This window comes from Levilactobacillus paucivorans, from assembly GCF_001437125.1.
Taxonomy (GTDB): Bacteria; Bacillota; Bacilli; order Lactobacillales; family Lactobacillaceae; genus Levilactobacillus; species Levilactobacillus paucivorans.
In genome coordinates, this window is sequence record NZ_JQCA01000109.1 from 1 (window position 1) to 15,969 (window position 15,969).

The 15,969-nt window shown below is 49.5% G+C and carries 16 protein-coding genes; 1 reads left to right on the top strand and 15 read right to left on the bottom strand.

Going from position 1 to position 15,969, the window contains the following annotated elements; translation table 11 throughout:
* Positions 1–220: 220 nt before the first annotated feature.
* From IV54_RS08315 to IV54_RS08330, 4 genes are all read right to left on the bottom strand, one after another.
* The gene (locus tag IV54_RS08315) at positions 221–442 is read right to left on the bottom strand and encodes a YozE family protein (RefSeq protein ID WP_057878902.1); all 222 of its coding nucleotides are present in this window, start codon (positions 440–442) and stop codon (positions 221–223) included.
* A gap of 12 nt (positions 443–454) precedes the next feature.
* A complete protein-coding gene (locus tag IV54_RS08320; RefSeq protein ID WP_057878903.1) occupies positions 455–1,051 on the bottom strand; it encodes a YpmS family protein in 597 nt (198 codons plus the stop codon).
* Between the two features lie 16 nt (positions 1,052–1,067).
* Complete coding sequence (locus IV54_RS08325) at positions 1,068–1,994, bottom strand: GDSL-type esterase/lipase family protein (RefSeq protein ID WP_057878904.1); 927 nt, start codon at positions 1,992–1,994, stop codon at positions 1,068–1,070.
* 64 nt (positions 1,995–2,058) lie between these two features.
* The gene (locus IV54_RS08330) at positions 2,059–2,910 is read right to left on the bottom strand and encodes a DegV family protein (protein WP_057878905.1); all 852 of its coding nucleotides are present in this window, start codon (positions 2,908–2,910) and stop codon (positions 2,059–2,061) included.
* Positions 2,911–3,077: 167 nt separating this feature from the next.
* On the opposite strand from IV54_RS08330, the gene trhA reads away from it, so the two are divergent.
* On the top strand, positions 3,078–3,719 hold the full coding sequence (trhA, locus tag IV54_RS08335) for a PAQR family membrane homeostasis protein TrhA (protein WP_057878906.1): 642 nt from the start codon (positions 3,078–3,080) through the stop codon (positions 3,717–3,719).
* Positions 3,720–3,777: 58 nt separating this feature from the next.
* Here trhA and IV54_RS08340 read toward each other — a convergent pair whose 3' ends face one another.
* From IV54_RS08340 to IV54_RS08390, 11 genes are all read right to left on the bottom strand, one after another.
* A complete protein-coding gene (locus tag IV54_RS08340) occupies positions 3,778–4,278 on the bottom strand; it encodes a dihydrofolate reductase (protein WP_057878907.1) in 501 nt (166 codons plus the stop codon).
* Between the two features lie 17 nt (positions 4,279–4,295).
* Entirely contained in the window at positions 4,296–5,246 is a 951-nt protein-coding gene (locus IV54_RS08345) for a thymidylate synthase (protein WP_057878908.1), read from the bottom strand.
* A gap of 13 nt (positions 5,247–5,259) precedes the next feature.
* Positions 5,260–7,152 carry an ABC-F family ATP-binding cassette domain-containing protein gene (locus tag IV54_RS08350; RefSeq protein WP_057878909.1) on the bottom strand — a complete coding sequence of 631 codons (1,893 nt, stop codon included), beginning with the start codon at positions 7,150–7,152 and terminating at the stop codon, positions 5,260–5,262.
* Positions 7,153–7,178: 26 nt separating this feature from the next.
* Positions 7,179–8,372, bottom strand: a complete 1,194-nt coding sequence (locus IV54_RS08355) for a CCA tRNA nucleotidyltransferase (RefSeq protein ID WP_057878910.1) — start codon at positions 8,370–8,372, stop codon at positions 7,179–7,181.
* 237 nt (positions 8,373–8,609) lie between these two features.
* Entirely contained in the window at positions 8,610–9,872 is a 1,263-nt protein-coding gene (locus IV54_RS08360) for a tetratricopeptide repeat protein (RefSeq protein WP_057878911.1), read from the bottom strand.
* A gap of 214 nt (positions 9,873–10,086) precedes the next feature.
* The gene (locus IV54_RS08365) at positions 10,087–10,362 is read right to left on the bottom strand and encodes an HU family DNA-binding protein (protein ID WP_011667553.1); all 276 of its coding nucleotides are present in this window, start codon (positions 10,360–10,362) and stop codon (positions 10,087–10,089) included.
* A 237-nt stretch (positions 10,363–10,599) separates the two neighbouring features.
* A complete protein-coding gene (gene der, locus IV54_RS08370; RefSeq protein WP_057878912.1) occupies positions 10,600–11,907 on the bottom strand; it encodes a ribosome biogenesis GTPase Der in 1,308 nt (435 codons plus the stop codon).
* Positions 11,908–12,000: 93 nt separating this feature from the next.
* Positions 12,001–13,311: a 30S ribosomal protein S1 gene (gene rpsA / locus IV54_RS08375; protein WP_057878913.1), complete on the bottom strand. Its 1,311-nt coding sequence runs from the start codon at positions 13,309–13,311 to the stop codon at positions 12,001–12,003.
* Between the two features lie 73 nt (positions 13,312–13,384).
* On the bottom strand, positions 13,385–14,071 hold the full coding sequence (gene cmk / locus IV54_RS08380; protein WP_057878914.1) for a (d)CMP kinase: 687 nt from the start codon (positions 14,069–14,071) through the stop codon (positions 13,385–13,387).
* 36 nt (positions 14,072–14,107) lie between these two features.
* The gene (locus IV54_RS08385) at positions 14,108–14,722 is read right to left on the bottom strand and encodes a LysM peptidoglycan-binding domain-containing protein (protein WP_057878915.1); all 615 of its coding nucleotides are present in this window, start codon (positions 14,720–14,722) and stop codon (positions 14,108–14,110) included.
* A 71-nt stretch (positions 14,723–14,793) separates the two neighbouring features.
* On the bottom strand, positions 14,794–15,969 hold a 1,176-nt coding region (locus tag IV54_RS08390; protein ID WP_237756700.1), incomplete at its 5' end, for a RecQ family ATP-dependent DNA helicase.

The following is a 15,969-nucleotide window of genomic DNA, read 5'->3' on the forward strand; positions in this document are numbered from 1 at the left end:
TACATATTATATGTACGAAGGCATTTCATTTACACAAGATTCTTGACGCTACCGGAAAAAATGAGGAGATCTTCCCCTAGATTGCCCAATTGACGAAAATTTGACGCGCCAATTAGGGTCAGATGGAAAAATTGTTTCCCGTGTAGCAAGTCAATTTTGGCAAAAATAAAAAGCCTATCCGCAGATAGACTTTTGGGTTTGCGATTTCGTTTCATGAAGCTTAAGCCAGTGATGCCAGATAGAGTTGCCAGGCATCATCAAAAATGGTCATAGATGGCAGGTATGGCGCGTTTTCTTCCAAATATTTAGACAGGGGATCAAACTCGGTCTCTTGTTTAGGAAAGGCGCTATCCAGAAAGGCATTGTTCGCAAAATTGGCGATGGTGTCGTAACTTTCTGGGTTACGTTGGGTCATGAGAAATTGGTAAAACGTCTTAGGCATACAATTCCTCCTTTATTTTTTCGGAATCCGTGCTTGGAAGACGAACTTCCCGGCGCCGGACATATCGATTTTCTTGGCAGCGTATGAGAGTTTCTTGCCATTACCAATCGCGGTCAGATGCAGGGTCATGGTGCTTTGTTTCGTGTCCATGGCCACCCACTTTGGCAGCGGGTAATTCTTAGCGATGTAGCTCATAACAAAGCTGATCGGCACGGGTAAGGACCCCACCGAAAGCTTTTGCGCCTTTAATTTAACATCACCGGAAGGCAACACCGTTGGCTTCAAGAGTAACACGAAGTTCACGTTTGTGCCGAGAACCTTGGTTGATCCGGTGATCATGGCGTGATCCGTGACTTGGAACTGGTATTTAACATCTTGCCCCTCAAGGGATTTGTTCACATAGTAGTCCGCCAAGGCATTTACCTGACGCTTATTCAGGGTAACGTTGATGTTCGTGGTATCCGTATCGGGCTTAGCCGTCGAGGCGACTTTCACGCCTGACGTGGCCTTGATCCCCATAACGACGAGGATGATGACGAACAAACTCACTAGCCCAATGAACCCCCACTTCCACCAATTGGTCGAAGTGGCTGTCGCATGTCGTTTCATAAAAGATGTTGCCTCCTTATTTCATTAGCCACTGTTGATGGGCCTGCATTTGCTTGAAAACGTAATCCGTCATCAGGCGATATCCCTTGGCATTGGGATGGAAATGGTCGACGGGTGACAGGTAATCATTCAACTCATCAGACGAATTGCTAGCCAGGATCTGTTTCTGGAAACTTTGTGCTGAGAGTTTACCATCGTTGGCCTTCTGGGCGGTTCGTTTCAGCTTGGCTTGTTGCGTCACTGACTTAAACTGACCGACGGACAAAGCGCGGTTGATGTCGACCATGTAGAGCTGCTTAAATTTACCAGCAGTCTGCTCCGTGGCATCGTTCCATTCATCGACAGCATTTGTAACTTGTTCCACATCGGCAAAGTAAACGTAGATGGGATTGTAGATCGAATAGAGATAAATTGGCGCGCTAGGATTATAGTGGCGAACCGTGTCCAAGAGATGCTTGAGCTTCTGTTGGTAGGTGGTTTCTGCCGAGTTCAGTTGCGTGTTGAGGCGCGATTGTTGGTTAATCGTGACGTTTTTCGTCAACGTTTGCAGCAGGTCATTCCCTCCAACGGTCATGACGACCGCCTGGGTTCTTCTTAATTGATGCTGCATGCTGGAACTCTTAACCAAACGGGCTTCAATCTGGTCACTGCGGTCGCCAGATTTTCCATAATTATGCATGACCACTTTGACGTGATCCTTCTGGCGAATCATGGTCTTGAGCCGGCCAGTATAGCCGCCCTGTTCGTCCTTCTGTGGATCACCAACCCCTTCGGTCAGTGAGTCACCCAAAGCCACGACCCGTACTACTTTTCGGTGCTGATTAGCGGTCGTGCCCTTCGTCGTCCGAACACCGGGGTGCCAGTAGGTCAAGGCGGCTAACACGATGAGTACCAGGAGTAAAGCAACCCCAATCACCTTACTGAGTCTTCCGATTTTTTTCATTTAAAAGTCCCCCTCGGGATAAATAAAAAGCGGTGGCTATGCCACCCCTTTTTTGTCGATGGTGTTATTTAGTTGGATCGGTGTAGTACATCAGAGCAAAGGCCCCAGGTCCCCCATGGGTGGCGATGATGGGTACCGTTTCTCTGACCAGGACATCTTTGTCCGGGAACATTTCATGCAAGCGACCTTGAATCTTGTCGACGGACTCGAAGGCCTCGACGTGAGAGATTCCAATTGCCTTGATATCTGGAATCTGTTTCATTTGGTCGTAAACTTTTTCAAAGTAACGGTCGATGGTCTTCATACCCCGGCCCTTAGCGCGGATCTTCAGTTCGCCACCAGTTACCTGGAGCACGATCTTAATGTTTAACAAGGCCGTTAGCATACCCGCGGCTCGGCTGAGGCGGCCACCTTTAAGGATGTTCTCCAGCGTGACGATACCCATAAAGAGCTTCGTGTGGTCACGGACAGCGACAGCCCGGTCCAAGATTGCCTGCTTTTCGGCACCCTCGGCAGCTAATTTAGCGGCTTCGACGACCTGGAAAGCCAGCGCCTGATCGGTGTATTGGCTATCCACGACAGTGACGTCGGTCTTAGACAATTGTGCGGCCTGTTCAGCGGTGTGAACCGTGCCACTGATGGCGGCCAACATACTGAAGAAGATGACCGAACTGCCGTCCTCCCCCAGCTTGTCGAATGTCTCAACGAACTTACCCAACGGTGGTTGACTTGTCTTAGGTAACGTCTTGGAGCTCTTCATTTTTTCAATAAATTCTTTGTTTGTGATGGATTCCCGTTCAACGTAAATGGTGTCATCGATCATGACCGTCAACGGGATAATGGTAATGTTATTGTCTTGGATTTGCTGATCGGTTAAGCCAGCAGATGAATCCGTAACGATTTTAAATTTAGCCATGGATATCCCACTCTTTCTGACCAGAGATTTGGTTTATGCTACAATATGCGTAATGAAACATACGGTAATAGTATAGCAGAGTTACTGAACTTTTTCAGTAGTTGTTGCTAACTCACCGGGCCAGTTTGTTAAAAGTTTCCGGACTGGTTATTTAAGGAGGAGTTTGCTTGACACAAGAACGTAGTCACACCTACCAAATTGTTAATGAAGTGTTGAACGCCGTGACGCACGGCATTGGTGTCGCTCTGAGTATCGCAGGTCTGGTGATCCTGATTCTACAAGCTCATGGTAAGGGTGGTCAGCTGCGGATGACGACCTTCCTAGTCTACGGGATCATCCTGGTCCTCTTTTACTTGGCCTCGACCCTCTTCCATGGGTTGTACTTTACCCGTGCCAGCCACGTCTTTCAAATATTCGATCACTGTGCGATTTACCTATTGATTGCTGGAACCTATACGCCATTTAGTCTGTTAGTGGTTGGTGGTACCTTAGGTTGGGTCATGTTCGGGATCATCTGGGCCATGGCCGTCGCCGGTGTTATCTACAAGGCCATTTGGCTCGGTAAATTTCAGAAACTTTCCACGGTGATTTACGTCGTCATGGGTTGGATGTGTCTAATGGGGATTTCCCCGCTGTATCATGGCCTCGGATTGATTGGATTTAGCCTGCTGGTTGCGGGCGGCGTCGCCTTCACCTTGGGCGCTGTCATCTACAGCTTTAAAGGGATTCCCTTCGGTCACGTCATCTGGCATCTATTCGTGATGTTGGGAACTGGTTTGATGTATTTCTCGATCTTGCTCTATGCCTAAGGAATAATGGAAAGAGGAAGTTGTGCCTAACGGGCGCAACCTCCTCTTTTCTTTACATTTATTTGCTAGTGAGTCGCTGGTACTGTTCGAACCGATAATCGTAAGGATTCTTCTCGTTTCGGACACCAGGTTGGGTCGCAGTCAGCTTGAATTGACTGTAATTGATAGCCGGCATCCAGGTATCTCCGGCAAAGTCGGCATCAATTACCGTGCGATAGAGTTGATCAACGTCGGGCAGTAAGGCTTCAAAGATCTGGGCCCCACCCACGACGAAGAGCTTGTCTTGACGATGGGTCGCGGCATACTGCCGGACGGCATCGATGCTGTCAAGCACGATGACTTCTGCCGGAAAGTTAGTGCGATCCTGATGCGTAATGACGATATTTTGGCGATTGGGCAATGGCCGGCCAAACGAGGCATAGGTTCGTGATCCCGCCAAAATCGTATTGCCGGTCGTGACGGTCTTGAAGAAGTGCATGTCGGCAGGTAGGTGCCAAGGAAGCCGGCCATTTTGGCCGATAACGCCCTGGTTACCCTCTGCCCATAAGAAGATCAGCATAGGTGGGTTCTCCTGTCTTAGACGGCCACTGGGGCTTTAATTGTGGGGGCTGGGTCGTAACCTTCAACTTTGATGTCGTGCATGTCGTAATCAAAGATGCTGGACTTATCCGGATTCAACCACAGTTTAGGTGCCGCTTTCGGTGTCCGGGCTAATTGCGTTTTGACTTGTTCGATGTGGTTACTGTAAATGTGGGCATCACCCAAGGTGTGAACAAAGTCGCCAACTTCGAGTCCGACTTCTTTGGCAATCAGTGACGTTAACAGCGCGTAACTGGCGATGTTAAAGGGAACCCCTAGGAAGATGTCACCACTGCGTTGATAGAGCTGACAGCTCAATTTGCCATCATTCACATAGAATTGGAACAGCGTGTGACAAGGTGGCAAGGCCATCGAAGGCACGTCGGCGGGATTCCAAGCTGAAACGATCATCCGGCGAGAATCAGGATGGGTTCGCAACGTCTGAATCACATTGGCCAACTGGTCAATTGTTTCGCCGTTGTGTCCCTGCCAGGCGCGCCACTGGCTCCCGTAGACCAAGCCGAGATCACCATAGTGGTCCCCGAAGGCTTGATCGTTTAAGATCCGGTCGTCAAAGGCTTTCTTTTCAGCTTGGTACTGGTCGTTAAAGGCCGAATCGACCAGTGAGCGTCGCCCGAAGTCCGTCATGTCAGGGCCGTGGTAGTCGGGGCTTTCGATGAAGCGTTGAAAGGCCCATTCGTCCCAGATGTGATTGTGATGCTGAAGGAGAAAACGAATATTGGTATCCCCTTTTAAAAACCAGAGCAATTCTGATTTGATGAGGCCAAAGGGCACCTTCTTCGTGGTCAAGAGTGGAAAGCCCTCCTGCAGATTGAATCGCATTTGATAACCAAACAGACTGATGGTTCCAGTCCCCGTTCTATCGGTTTTTTGGTGACCTTCCGTCAAGACTGTCTTGGCGAGATTGAGGTAAGCCGCTTCTAACATGCTAGTCGTCTCCTTAGTCGGCGTATTCGCTGAGGTATTCCCAACGCGCCATCTTATCATCGAGCTGTTGATCCAATTGGTCTAGTTGTTGTTGGAGGTCGGCCAACTTGTCATAGTTGGCGCCGTTGGCATTCATAGCGTCCTTGACCTGTGACTTCTGGTCTTCCAACCCGTCGATGACCCCTTCGATGCCTTCCCATTCCTTTTGTTCGGCATAGGTCAGCTTGACCTTCTTCTTAGGTTTGTCAGGCGTCTCCTTCGCGACGGTCTTGGGCGCCTTCTTTTCTGTTGGTTGGGCTTTATCGGCCTTCAAACGGTCATTTAGATACGTGCTAAATCTGCCAGAATATCGGTCAATTTGCGCATTCCCATTGAAGATCAGGAGCCGATCGGCCACCTTATCCAGGAAGTAACGGTCATGGGAAACCGTAATCACGGTCCCGGCAAATTGTGAAATGTAATCCTCCAAAACAGTCAAGGTTCCAATATCGAGATCATTGGTTGGTTCATCTAATAACAAGACATTGGGCTGTTCCATGAGGAGCTTCAATAGGTAGAGCCGGCGTTTCTCCCCACCGGATAATTTGCGAATCAGGGTCCCATGCATGAAGCGTGGGAATAGGAATTGTTCCAACAGATCCGTGACACTGACGGCGTTGCCATCCTTGTCCGTGACCGTTTGACCAACTTCGGAAAGGTAGTTAATCATCCGCTTATCTTCGGGAATGGGTTCAATCTGTTGCGTGTAGTAAGCCATTTTGACGGTTTCGCCGATGGATACCGTCCCGGAATCCAGGGGTAGCCGCTGGGCGATGACATTTAAGAGGCTGGACTTGCCGGCCCCGTTATCCCCACTGATCCCGATCCGTTCGCCGGCCTGAATCAGGTCGCTGAAGTCATTGAGAATGTGGTGACCACCGAGGTCCAATGAGGCCTCCTTGAGTTCGATGACCTTCTTCCCTAGACGTTGTTGTCCCAAGGAAATGGCGACGTTGTGCTGCACCTGACGCGTCCCAACATTATCTTCCAGATCGTTAAATCGGTTGATCCGGGCCTGTTGTTTCGTTGAACGCGCTTGGGCCCCGGCCTTCATCCAGGCTAATTCCTGTTGGTAGAGTCGCTGCTGTTTCCGATCGGCGACGGCTTCCTGGTTGACCCGTTCGGCCTTCTCCTGAACGTAATCCTGATAGTTCCCGGGATATTGGTAAAGTTTCCCGAAGTCGAGTTCCCAGATCTGATTGGCAACCTGATCCAAGAAATACCGGTCATGAGTCACGACAAGTAAGGCACCCTTGTAGGCACTAAGATACTGTTGGAGCCAGGCAATGGAATCAAAGTCCAAATGGTTGGTCGGTTCGTCTAGCAAGAGCAGATCGGGTGACTGAATCAGGACCTGAGCCAGCCCTACCCGCTTAATTTGGCCCCCAGACATGGTCTTAATCGACTGGGAAAGGTCCGTAATCTTCAATTGTGTCAGGATAGTCTTGACGTCACTCTCGGCCGTCCAGGCGTCCTCTTCGTTCATCTGAGCCTCGGCATCTAGATAGCGTTGAAGGGCTTTCGGATCCTCCGGATGTGCCCCATAGGCGGCCAGAGCGGCCTCGTAGCGCCGGATGGTCTTAAAGACCGGTTGGTCACCCGAGAAGACGGCGTCCATGACCGTTAAATTCTCATCGAGCGCGGGCTTTTGGGTGAGATAACCGATACTGTATTCCTTAGGGGTATCGATCACTCCAGTTTGGTCATTGCTGACACCAGCTAAGGTGTCCAACAATGAGGTTTTCCCACTCCCGTTGACCCCAATCAGTCCAATGCGGTCGTGTTCATTGATAATGAAATTTAAATTGTCAAAAAGTACTTTTTCACCGTAAGTTCGGTGTAAATTCTCTGCGCGTAAGGTTTGCATACTGTCTTCACTCTCTTAGTTTAGATTCAGTTGGTGGTAACTTGTTTAATTAGCGCTGGGGCGTCATTGGATAACTGTCCCGTGACGACTTGAAATTCGAGATCGCCGAGGGTCGCTCCCAACTGGGGGCCAGGTTGAATCCCGGCCTTAATGAGATCACGCCCCGTGATGGCTAATTGTTTTTTATCATGAATGGGTAATGCAGCGTAGGCCTGCGTTAGCTCAGTCTCACGATCGGGCGCACCAAGGATGACGGCGACTTCATTGGCGCGTGCCAGATTAGTGCCACCCTGATAAAGTTGCCAGGCATTGAGGTCCCCTTGACGAAGGCGTTGTGCTGTTTGACTGGCGTTCTGGACGGTAGCGATGGTCTGGTTGGCTGTCTTCCAGTGTTTCAGAAATGGGGAAACTTCAGCGACGGGCAACTCGAATTGCGTGGCAAGCAGGGTCCAAGCGGTCTCGGCATCACTGACCCCACTGGTCAGACGCTGCATCAAGTCGGTTAAGGCGTCCTCGTGCACCGCAAAGTCGGGACAATGTTGCCAGAGTCCGGTCTCCATGAACGGTTTCAGCCCTCGTTGTGGCTTCCGACCCGTGAAGAGCTTGAGAAGTTCAACTTGGGTCCGCTCAACGGCAATCTTAGCGAGTAGTTCGGCGTGATCGGTGATGGCTGCTAACGTGGGTTCGACAATGTCAAAGTCGAGTTGACTGGCGAAACGGACAGCCCGCATCATGCGTAAGGCATCTTCGTGGAACCGTTCCTGAGGGTCGCCCACTGCGCGAATCTGATGGGTTTTCAAGTCATTGAGGCCATCGAAAAGATCAATGATTTGCCCATCTTCCTTCATGGCTAAAGCGTTGATGGTGAAATCTCGCCGCTTGAGGTCCTCCTCTAAGGAGCGCACAAAGGTCACTTGGTCCGGCCGTCGGAAATCAGTATAGGTTGACTCCGACCGAAAAGTTGTCGTTTCATAGCCGGTGCCGTGGTCTAAAATCATAACCGTTCCGTGTTCGATACCGGTATCGACGGTGCGGTGAAAGAGCCCCTTAATCTCATTGGGATAGGCACTGGTGGCGATATCAACGTCATGAATGGGTTTCCCTAAAATGGTGTCACGGACACTCCCACCAACGAAGTAGGCCTCGTAGCCCGCGCGCTCGATGGTTTGTAAGACGGGCCGTGCCAGCTCGAATTCCTGTGGTAAGTGGTTCAATTGCATGTTTTCCGTCACCTTTCCAGCCGATAGTAGTCGGTAATGCTCTATATGCCAGTCTAACAGATTCGGCCGCAGAATTGAATTCAAAGACGGCCGCCTTTTGCTGGAATTGAATTGACTGTTGACTATGGGTTGCAACCGCGGGCTTTGCGGTTGTGATTCGGAGAGGACTATAAGTTAAAGTAATTATTGTGTTCTAACTTATTAAAAAAGATGACCTCCTCGGCCACCCTTTTCTCCTTAATCTTCCTGATAACCCTCTAACATCAAGGCCATCTCTTCATCATCCGGCACAACCTTCAGATAAGCCTCGAGTAGCTTCACGACTTGGTCGGTTGCCCCTTCCTCACGGTAAAAGTAGATCGCTGGCTTTAAGAAGTCCGCCTGATCCATAAAGAATGGCGTCGCCGCGTCGTAGTACTTTCTGGCCGCGTCATAATCTTCTTGATTTAACGCCGTCACTGCCAGGTTCCAGTACAATTGCGGATCGGCATCCTCGCTGGCCAAATACGGCTTGGTCAGTTCGGCATTCTCGTCCCAACGCTCCTGTTTGACATAAAGGTTACTGAGCTGAATCACGGCCCCTAAGTCCTCGCTATCCAGTTCATGCCCCTTCTTCAGGTAGCGTTCAGCGAGCTTCTCATCGTCCAATTTTGTGGCCACATGCGCCGCTTGGAGCCAGAGCTTCTCGTTATACTGGTCGACACCCAACCCTTCCTGGAGACTCTTCAGGGCCTCAGGAAGCCGGTTCTCGTCTTCAAGGGCTTGTCCCAGATAAGGATAGAGTGACGTGTAATGCGGATCGCTATCCTTCAATTCATTAAATAAGGTAATCGCCGTTGACCGTTCCTTCAGTTGCAGGTAGGTAAATGCTGTTTCAAATTTAACATCTGGGGTCATCTCGCCCGAATGAATCTGCTTGAGATAGCCGATGGCTTGTTCGAATCGTCCCGCGTTGGCGTAGGCGACCCCTAGCCGCTCCACCAGATTAACCTTTGAGAGCGTCGTCGTGCCGCTGGTAATCAGGTCCAGGTACAAGGGAATGGCCTTCCGAAATTCACGCATGGTGAAGTACAATTCGGCCAAGGCAAAGGTGATCACCGGCTCATCTGGGGCTAATTTTTTCGCCGTCAGGAGCTTCTGCTCACTCACCTCAAAGAGTTCTTGGGTCTGATACAAGTCGGCAGCAACCATCAAGGATTCCACGTAGGCCGGTGAGTCCGGGTTGACCTGATTCAAATAGTCTAGGGCCTCGTCATTTTTATCTTCATCAATCGCAATATCTGCTAAATTCGTTCGTAGCTCATCTTCATCCGGATACTTCTTCAAAAGTTTCTCGTAGATGCGTCGAGACTGGTTCAAAAAGCCCAGTGAGTAGAGTTCCTCCGCCAAACTGAACAAGGTATCATCGTCGTCATGACGCAGTGACAAGGCATACTGCTTCTTGAAACCCTCGAGCTGCCCCTTTTCCAATTGGTCAAGTGCTGTTTGTGCGTAACTCATAACCCGCCTCCATTTAATCTGCTTGTTAGGTGTAGCACTGTCATGGCTACACACATTTCGTTAATTTCTCTAAAATTCGCAACGCATTTAATTATACGCAATCCCAGCAAACATGGAAACCATAAACACTCAGGCCGGCACAAATTTTGGACAATAAAAAACCAGACCGACAAAAGTCGACCTGGTCCTTTACCGATTAAATAATGAAGAGTCATTATTTAACAGCATCCTTTAAAGCTTTACCTGGCTTGAATGCAGGTACTTTGCTTGCAGGGATTTGGATTTCTTGTCCAGTTTGTGGGTTACGGCCCTTACGAGCTGCACGTTCACGAACCTCAAAGTTACCAAAGCCGATCAATTGAACCTTTTCGCCTTTAGCTAACGTTGCTTGGACAGAATCGAAGACTGCATCAACTGCAGCCGTTGCGTCTTTTTTAGTTAAACCAGTTGCAGTTGCAACGTCGCTAACCAATTGTGCTTTGTTTGCCATGTTTGAATTCACCTCCTGCAAAGAAGATTAGATGATTACCATCTAGATCATTTTTGAGTGGTCCAAAAATGATGAAACAAATACGGTCAGCCGCATCATTTCTTAATCAAAGATAGCACAGGAAGCCTTATATGACAAGGGATAACGGCATTTTTTAACAATAAAACGTCGAATATTAAGAGTTTTCGGTGAAAACTCACCAAAATCCCCCTTAGACCCGGTCTAAGGCCCTTTATCCTACTTTCTTGCGCGTTCGATCAGATGAAGCGGTGTCCCCTCGAAATCGAAGTGTTCCCGAATCTGATTTTCCAAGAAACGTTCGTAAGAGAAGTGCATCATTTTCGGATCGTTGACGAAGACCACGAAAGTTGGTGGGGCCACGGCGACCTGCGTCGCGTAGTAAACCCGCAACCGTTTCCCGTTGTCCGAAGGCGTTGGGTTAACGGCAATGGCGTCCATGACCACATCATTCAATGTGGACGACTGGACCCGCTTATTATGGTTCTCGGAGACCCGTTTGATCAGTGCTGGCAGTTGTTCCAAACGTTGCCCCGTCTTCGCAGAAACGAAGATGATTGGGGCGTAGCTCAGGTATTGGAACTCGAGTCTAATCAGGTTTTGGAAGTCCGTCAGCGTATGGTTATCTTTCTTCAAGGTATCCCACTTGTTGACCAAGATGATGATCCCGCGGCCCGCCTCATGAGCGTAACCCGCAACTCGTTTATCCTGTTCACGGATACCTTCTTCGGCATTCATCACCATCAAGACGACATCGGAATTATCAATCGCCCGCATGGCCCGCATCACACTGTAACGTTCCGTGTTTTCGTAGACCTTCCCGCGCTTCCGAATCCCGGCCGTATCGACCATGGTGAACTTCGTCTTGTCGGCGGTAAATTTGGTATCGATCGCATCACGCGTGGTCCCGGCAATATCAGAAACAATAACCCGGTCTTCACCAAGAATGGCGTTAACCAGTGATGATTTTCCAACATTGGGCCGACCAATCAGACTGAAACGAATCGTATCGTCCTTAGGGGCACCACTATTGTCAGGGAATTCCTTAACAACTGCATCAAGTAAGTCCCCTAAACCAAGCCCGTGAACCCCAGAAACGGGGTATGGATCGCCAAATCCTAAGGAATAGAAATCGTAAATCGACTCCCGAACTTCAGGGTTATCGGCTTTATTGACGGCCAGAATAACTGGCTTGTCGGCCCGATACAAGATCTTAGCAACCCGTTCATCGGCATCAGTCACACCCTCAGGGGCACTCACGATAAAGACGATCACGTCGGCTTCTTCAACCGCGATCTCGGCTTGTTGGGTAATTTGATTCATGAATGGTTCGTCACCGAGGTCAATACCCCCGGTATCAATCATCCGGAATTCAGTTCCTAGCCACTCTCCACCGGCATAGATCCGGTCACGAGTGACACCTGGCGTATCTTCAACGATCGAGATACGTTCACCGGCAATCCGGTTGAATAACGTCGACTTCCCCACGTTGGGGCGGCCGACAATGGCAACTACTGGAAATGCCACGACAATCCCTCCTTTAATTTCAAATAGTGACGAAAAAAGGTCTGGAACGAAACCAACAAAAGTTTCGCTCTAGACCCATTTCAACCAAACGTATTAGTTGTTTTCGTTATCTTCCATATCTTTCTTTAAGCTATCACCAATCAGATCACCTAAAGAGAAACCAGTGCTTTCTTCTGGGGCGTTAGCCGTTGAAGTTTCAGCAGAGTTCCGGCTGTTACGACGACGGTTGTTACCGCCATTGTTACGGCTACGGTTGCTGTTGCTACTGCTCCGGTGTTCGCCAGCATTGCTGTCGTCACCAGATTGTGGCTTTTCTTCAAGAGCCTTGATTGATAAGGCTAAACGGTGGTCGTCAGGACGAACGTCCAAGACCTTAACCTTGATTTCTTGACCAACCTTCAAAACGTCAGCAGGCGTTGCGATGTGTTGGTGAGAAATTTGGGAAATGTGAACTAAACCTTCAACGCCAGGGAACACTTCAACGAAGGCCCCAAAGCTAGTCAAACGCTTAACAGTTCCGTCCAAGACACTACCTTGTGGTGCCTTTTCTTCGATACCGTCCCAAGGTTCTGGTAACGTTTGCTTGATGGAAAGGGAGATCCGGTCACGATCTGGGTCTACAGATAAGACCTTAACCTTAACTTCTTGACCCACCTTCAAGACATCGCTAGGCTTTTCAACCCGTTCAAAGGCGATTTCTGAAACGTGAACCAACCCATCAACACCACCAAGGTCAACGAAGGCACCGAAGTTGGTCAAACGAGCAACCTTACCTTCGACAATGTCGCCGGCGGTCAACTTAGCCATGATTTCGGCCTTTTGTGCTGCCCGTTCCTTTTCAACGATTGCACGGTGAGATAAGATTAACCGGTTTTCGCTAGGTTCGATTTCGATGATCTTGAATTCAAGCGTTTGACCCTTGAATTGAGAAAGATCTTCAACGAAGTGGTCAGATACCATGGATGCAGGAACGAATCCACGCACACCGGCATCAACGACTAACCCACCCTTAACCACTTGGGTAACAGGGGCAGTTAAAGTATGGCCAGCTTCGAATTCCTTTTGGATGTCGTCCCAAACCTTACGGGCTTCCAAACGACGTTGAGACAGTAAGTAGCTACCGCCTTCCTTATCGGTACCGATACGAGAAATTACGACGAGGTCCATAACGTCCCCGACTTTAATTACAGTATTAATGTCATCTACTGGCTTAGTTGATAATTCCTTCTTAGGAACCACCCCTTCAATACCAGTGTCGGCAATGCCGACGATTGCTTGTTGGTCATCATCAATTGCTAAGACTTCACCCTTAACAACGTCACCAACTTTAACGGTTTCGATGCTGTTTAAAGCATTCAATAAATCGTTGTTTTCATTGTTTTGACTCGTGCCATTTTCACTCATGCGAATTTTTCCTCCTTGCGACAACTCTATATACTATTCTAGCCGATTACGCCAGTAAAAGCTAGTAAAATGCCTATTTCTCTAGGGATTCTTTTTCTTGAATAATTTCTGCGATTCGATCGGCAACTTGTTCGATGGACATTGACGTCGTATCGAGTCGAATTGCGTCATCTGCTTGCGTTAATGGTGAAATCTTCCGAGTGGAATCTTTGCGATCCCGTTCTTCGATCTCGTGCTTCAATGTTGCCAATGGGGTCTTAATCCCCTTAGTTGCATTATCCTTCAAACGGCGTTGAGCCCGTTCATCGACGCTTGCAACCATGAAAATCTTCACTTCGGCGTCCGGCAAAACGGTTGATCCAATGTCGCGACCATCCATGACAATGCCCCCAGCGTCGGCAATTTGCCGTTGTCGTTCCGTCAATTCGGAACGGACAGCAGATAGTGCGGATACTTGAGAAACGGCGTTCGTCACATCCGGTTGGCGAATGGCTAACGTCACTTCAGTATCATCCACGTAAACCTTTTGAACGGGCTTACCGGGTTCAAACCGAATCACGATGCCATCTAACAATTTCTTGATAGCGGCTTCGTCATCCAAAGCAACACCCGCCTGTAACGCCTTCCAAGTAATTGCCCGATACATCGCACCCGTATCACAATAGATGTAGTGGAACCGTGTTGCAACAATCTTAGCAACCGTACTCTTGCCAGCCGATGCTGGTCCGTCGATTGCGACTTGCAAACCTTGTTTATCCATGAAAACCAAGCTCCCTATCCAATTTTAATCATTTGCTTATCTAACCCGTAAGCGCTGACCCGGATACAATGATGAACCCGAGGAAAGGCCGTTGAGCTCTAGCAATTTGTCTACCGAGATACCGGCGTTAGTCGCCACCCGATAAACGCCTTGGCCAGATTCAACGGTCGTGTACTTGGCACCAGCAGTTGTACTACTACTGCTACTCGTGGTCTTGCTAGACGATGAGGCCGCTTGACTTTCTTGGGTAGCCGAAGAACTGCTAGTCTTCTTTGCTGAACTAGCAGTCGTATTTGACGTTGAACTCTTCTTGCGACTACTAGTCGTTGAGGAAGATTCTTTACTGGTCGAGGATTTGCTCGACTTGTGTTTAGCCGCCTTAGACGAGTGTGACGAACTGGCCGCCACGCTCTCTGTATTCTCGGGCCGGTTAACCGCGCTTTGCCGTGCTAAACCATAAACCAGTGAGGCCGCTGCAATCACGATAATAATTGCGACGAGAATAATCGTCACCATCGTATTGCTGTGATTCTGCCGCCGCATCTTTGATCGCGACAGGTTACCCTGATCGTCGCGATCATCGGCAAACGATTGATCCCACGGATGGGATTCTTGCTCCTTTGGTGTTTGATCGTCACGCTTTTGACTCATCATCTAACCTCCCAGAAAAACTTTCACCCGTAATTGTACCATATCGACAACCTGAATTCTCTAAAATCTTCTTAAAATAGCTGTCTGAGCTGGTCACGCCAGGCGGTTTCGGTTCTAGTGCTTGTTGTCATGGTCGTCTGTTGGAGACCCAAGGCTGCTAAATCAAGGGGCACTGCTTTAGGCGCACAGCACTTATCGCTGTGCGTTCCCTGCTCATCGAAGGCTTTCAGCCAATTCTGACGTAGGCAATGTGGTTCCCTGACATAGCTGAGCATCTGAGCCAAGGCCCGATTACGTTCTCGCTCTCGACGCGTGAAGAGGCGCACCACCGCTGCTTCACTAATCCCGTGATTCCGGTAAAAAGCCAGGAGATGTACCCCGGGATCGTTGACATCAAACGCCTTTGGCCGCGCATAGTAATCATGCACGGTGACGGCTGTTGGTCGATTGGCCTGTCCCAGCATCAAGGGCAATTGCTCATCCCCGGGGGCATACAACAACACAGCCAGACTCGGTTCACCGTCACGGCCGGCCCGACCAATCTCCTGCGCATAGCTTTCCATATCCGCTGGCAGGTGGTAATGAATCACATAACGAACGTCATTCTTATCGACACCCATGCCAAAAGCACTGGTAGCACAGATCAGATCCAACTGCCCGGCCATATATTGTTGCTGAATCTTAAATCGTGAGTCATTGTCTAACCCGGCATGGTAAGCCGCGACGACCTTGCCTGTCTGTGACTGCAACCACAACGCCATGTCACTGGCAAGTTGCTTGCTGGAAAAGTACACAATTCCCGGTCCTGGTAACTTGCTTACCAGTTCAGCCAACCGTGTCTGCTTCTCGTTACCATCACCGACGTCTTCCACATCCAGAAAAATATTTGGCCGATCCACGGAAGTCGCCACAACCTGTGGCTCACACCGCAACTGATGGGCGATCTCCTGACGGGTCGTCTTACCCGCCGTCGCCGTCAACATTAGTGTCCGGGGCATCCCCAATTTCTCACGAATAGCGCCCAATAACAGGTACTCCGGGCGGAAATCAGGCCCCCACTGGACGATACAATGTGCCTCATCAATGACGAGCAAGCTGAGAGTAACCTGCCGAAGTTGACTCAGCATGGTCGGTTGCGACAACATCTCTGGCGACATGAAGAGAAACTGATAGTCCCCTAGATGCCGTAAGATCGCCTGACGTTCATCTCGTCCCGTTAGCGAATTAATTGCCGCTACCCGGCGAAA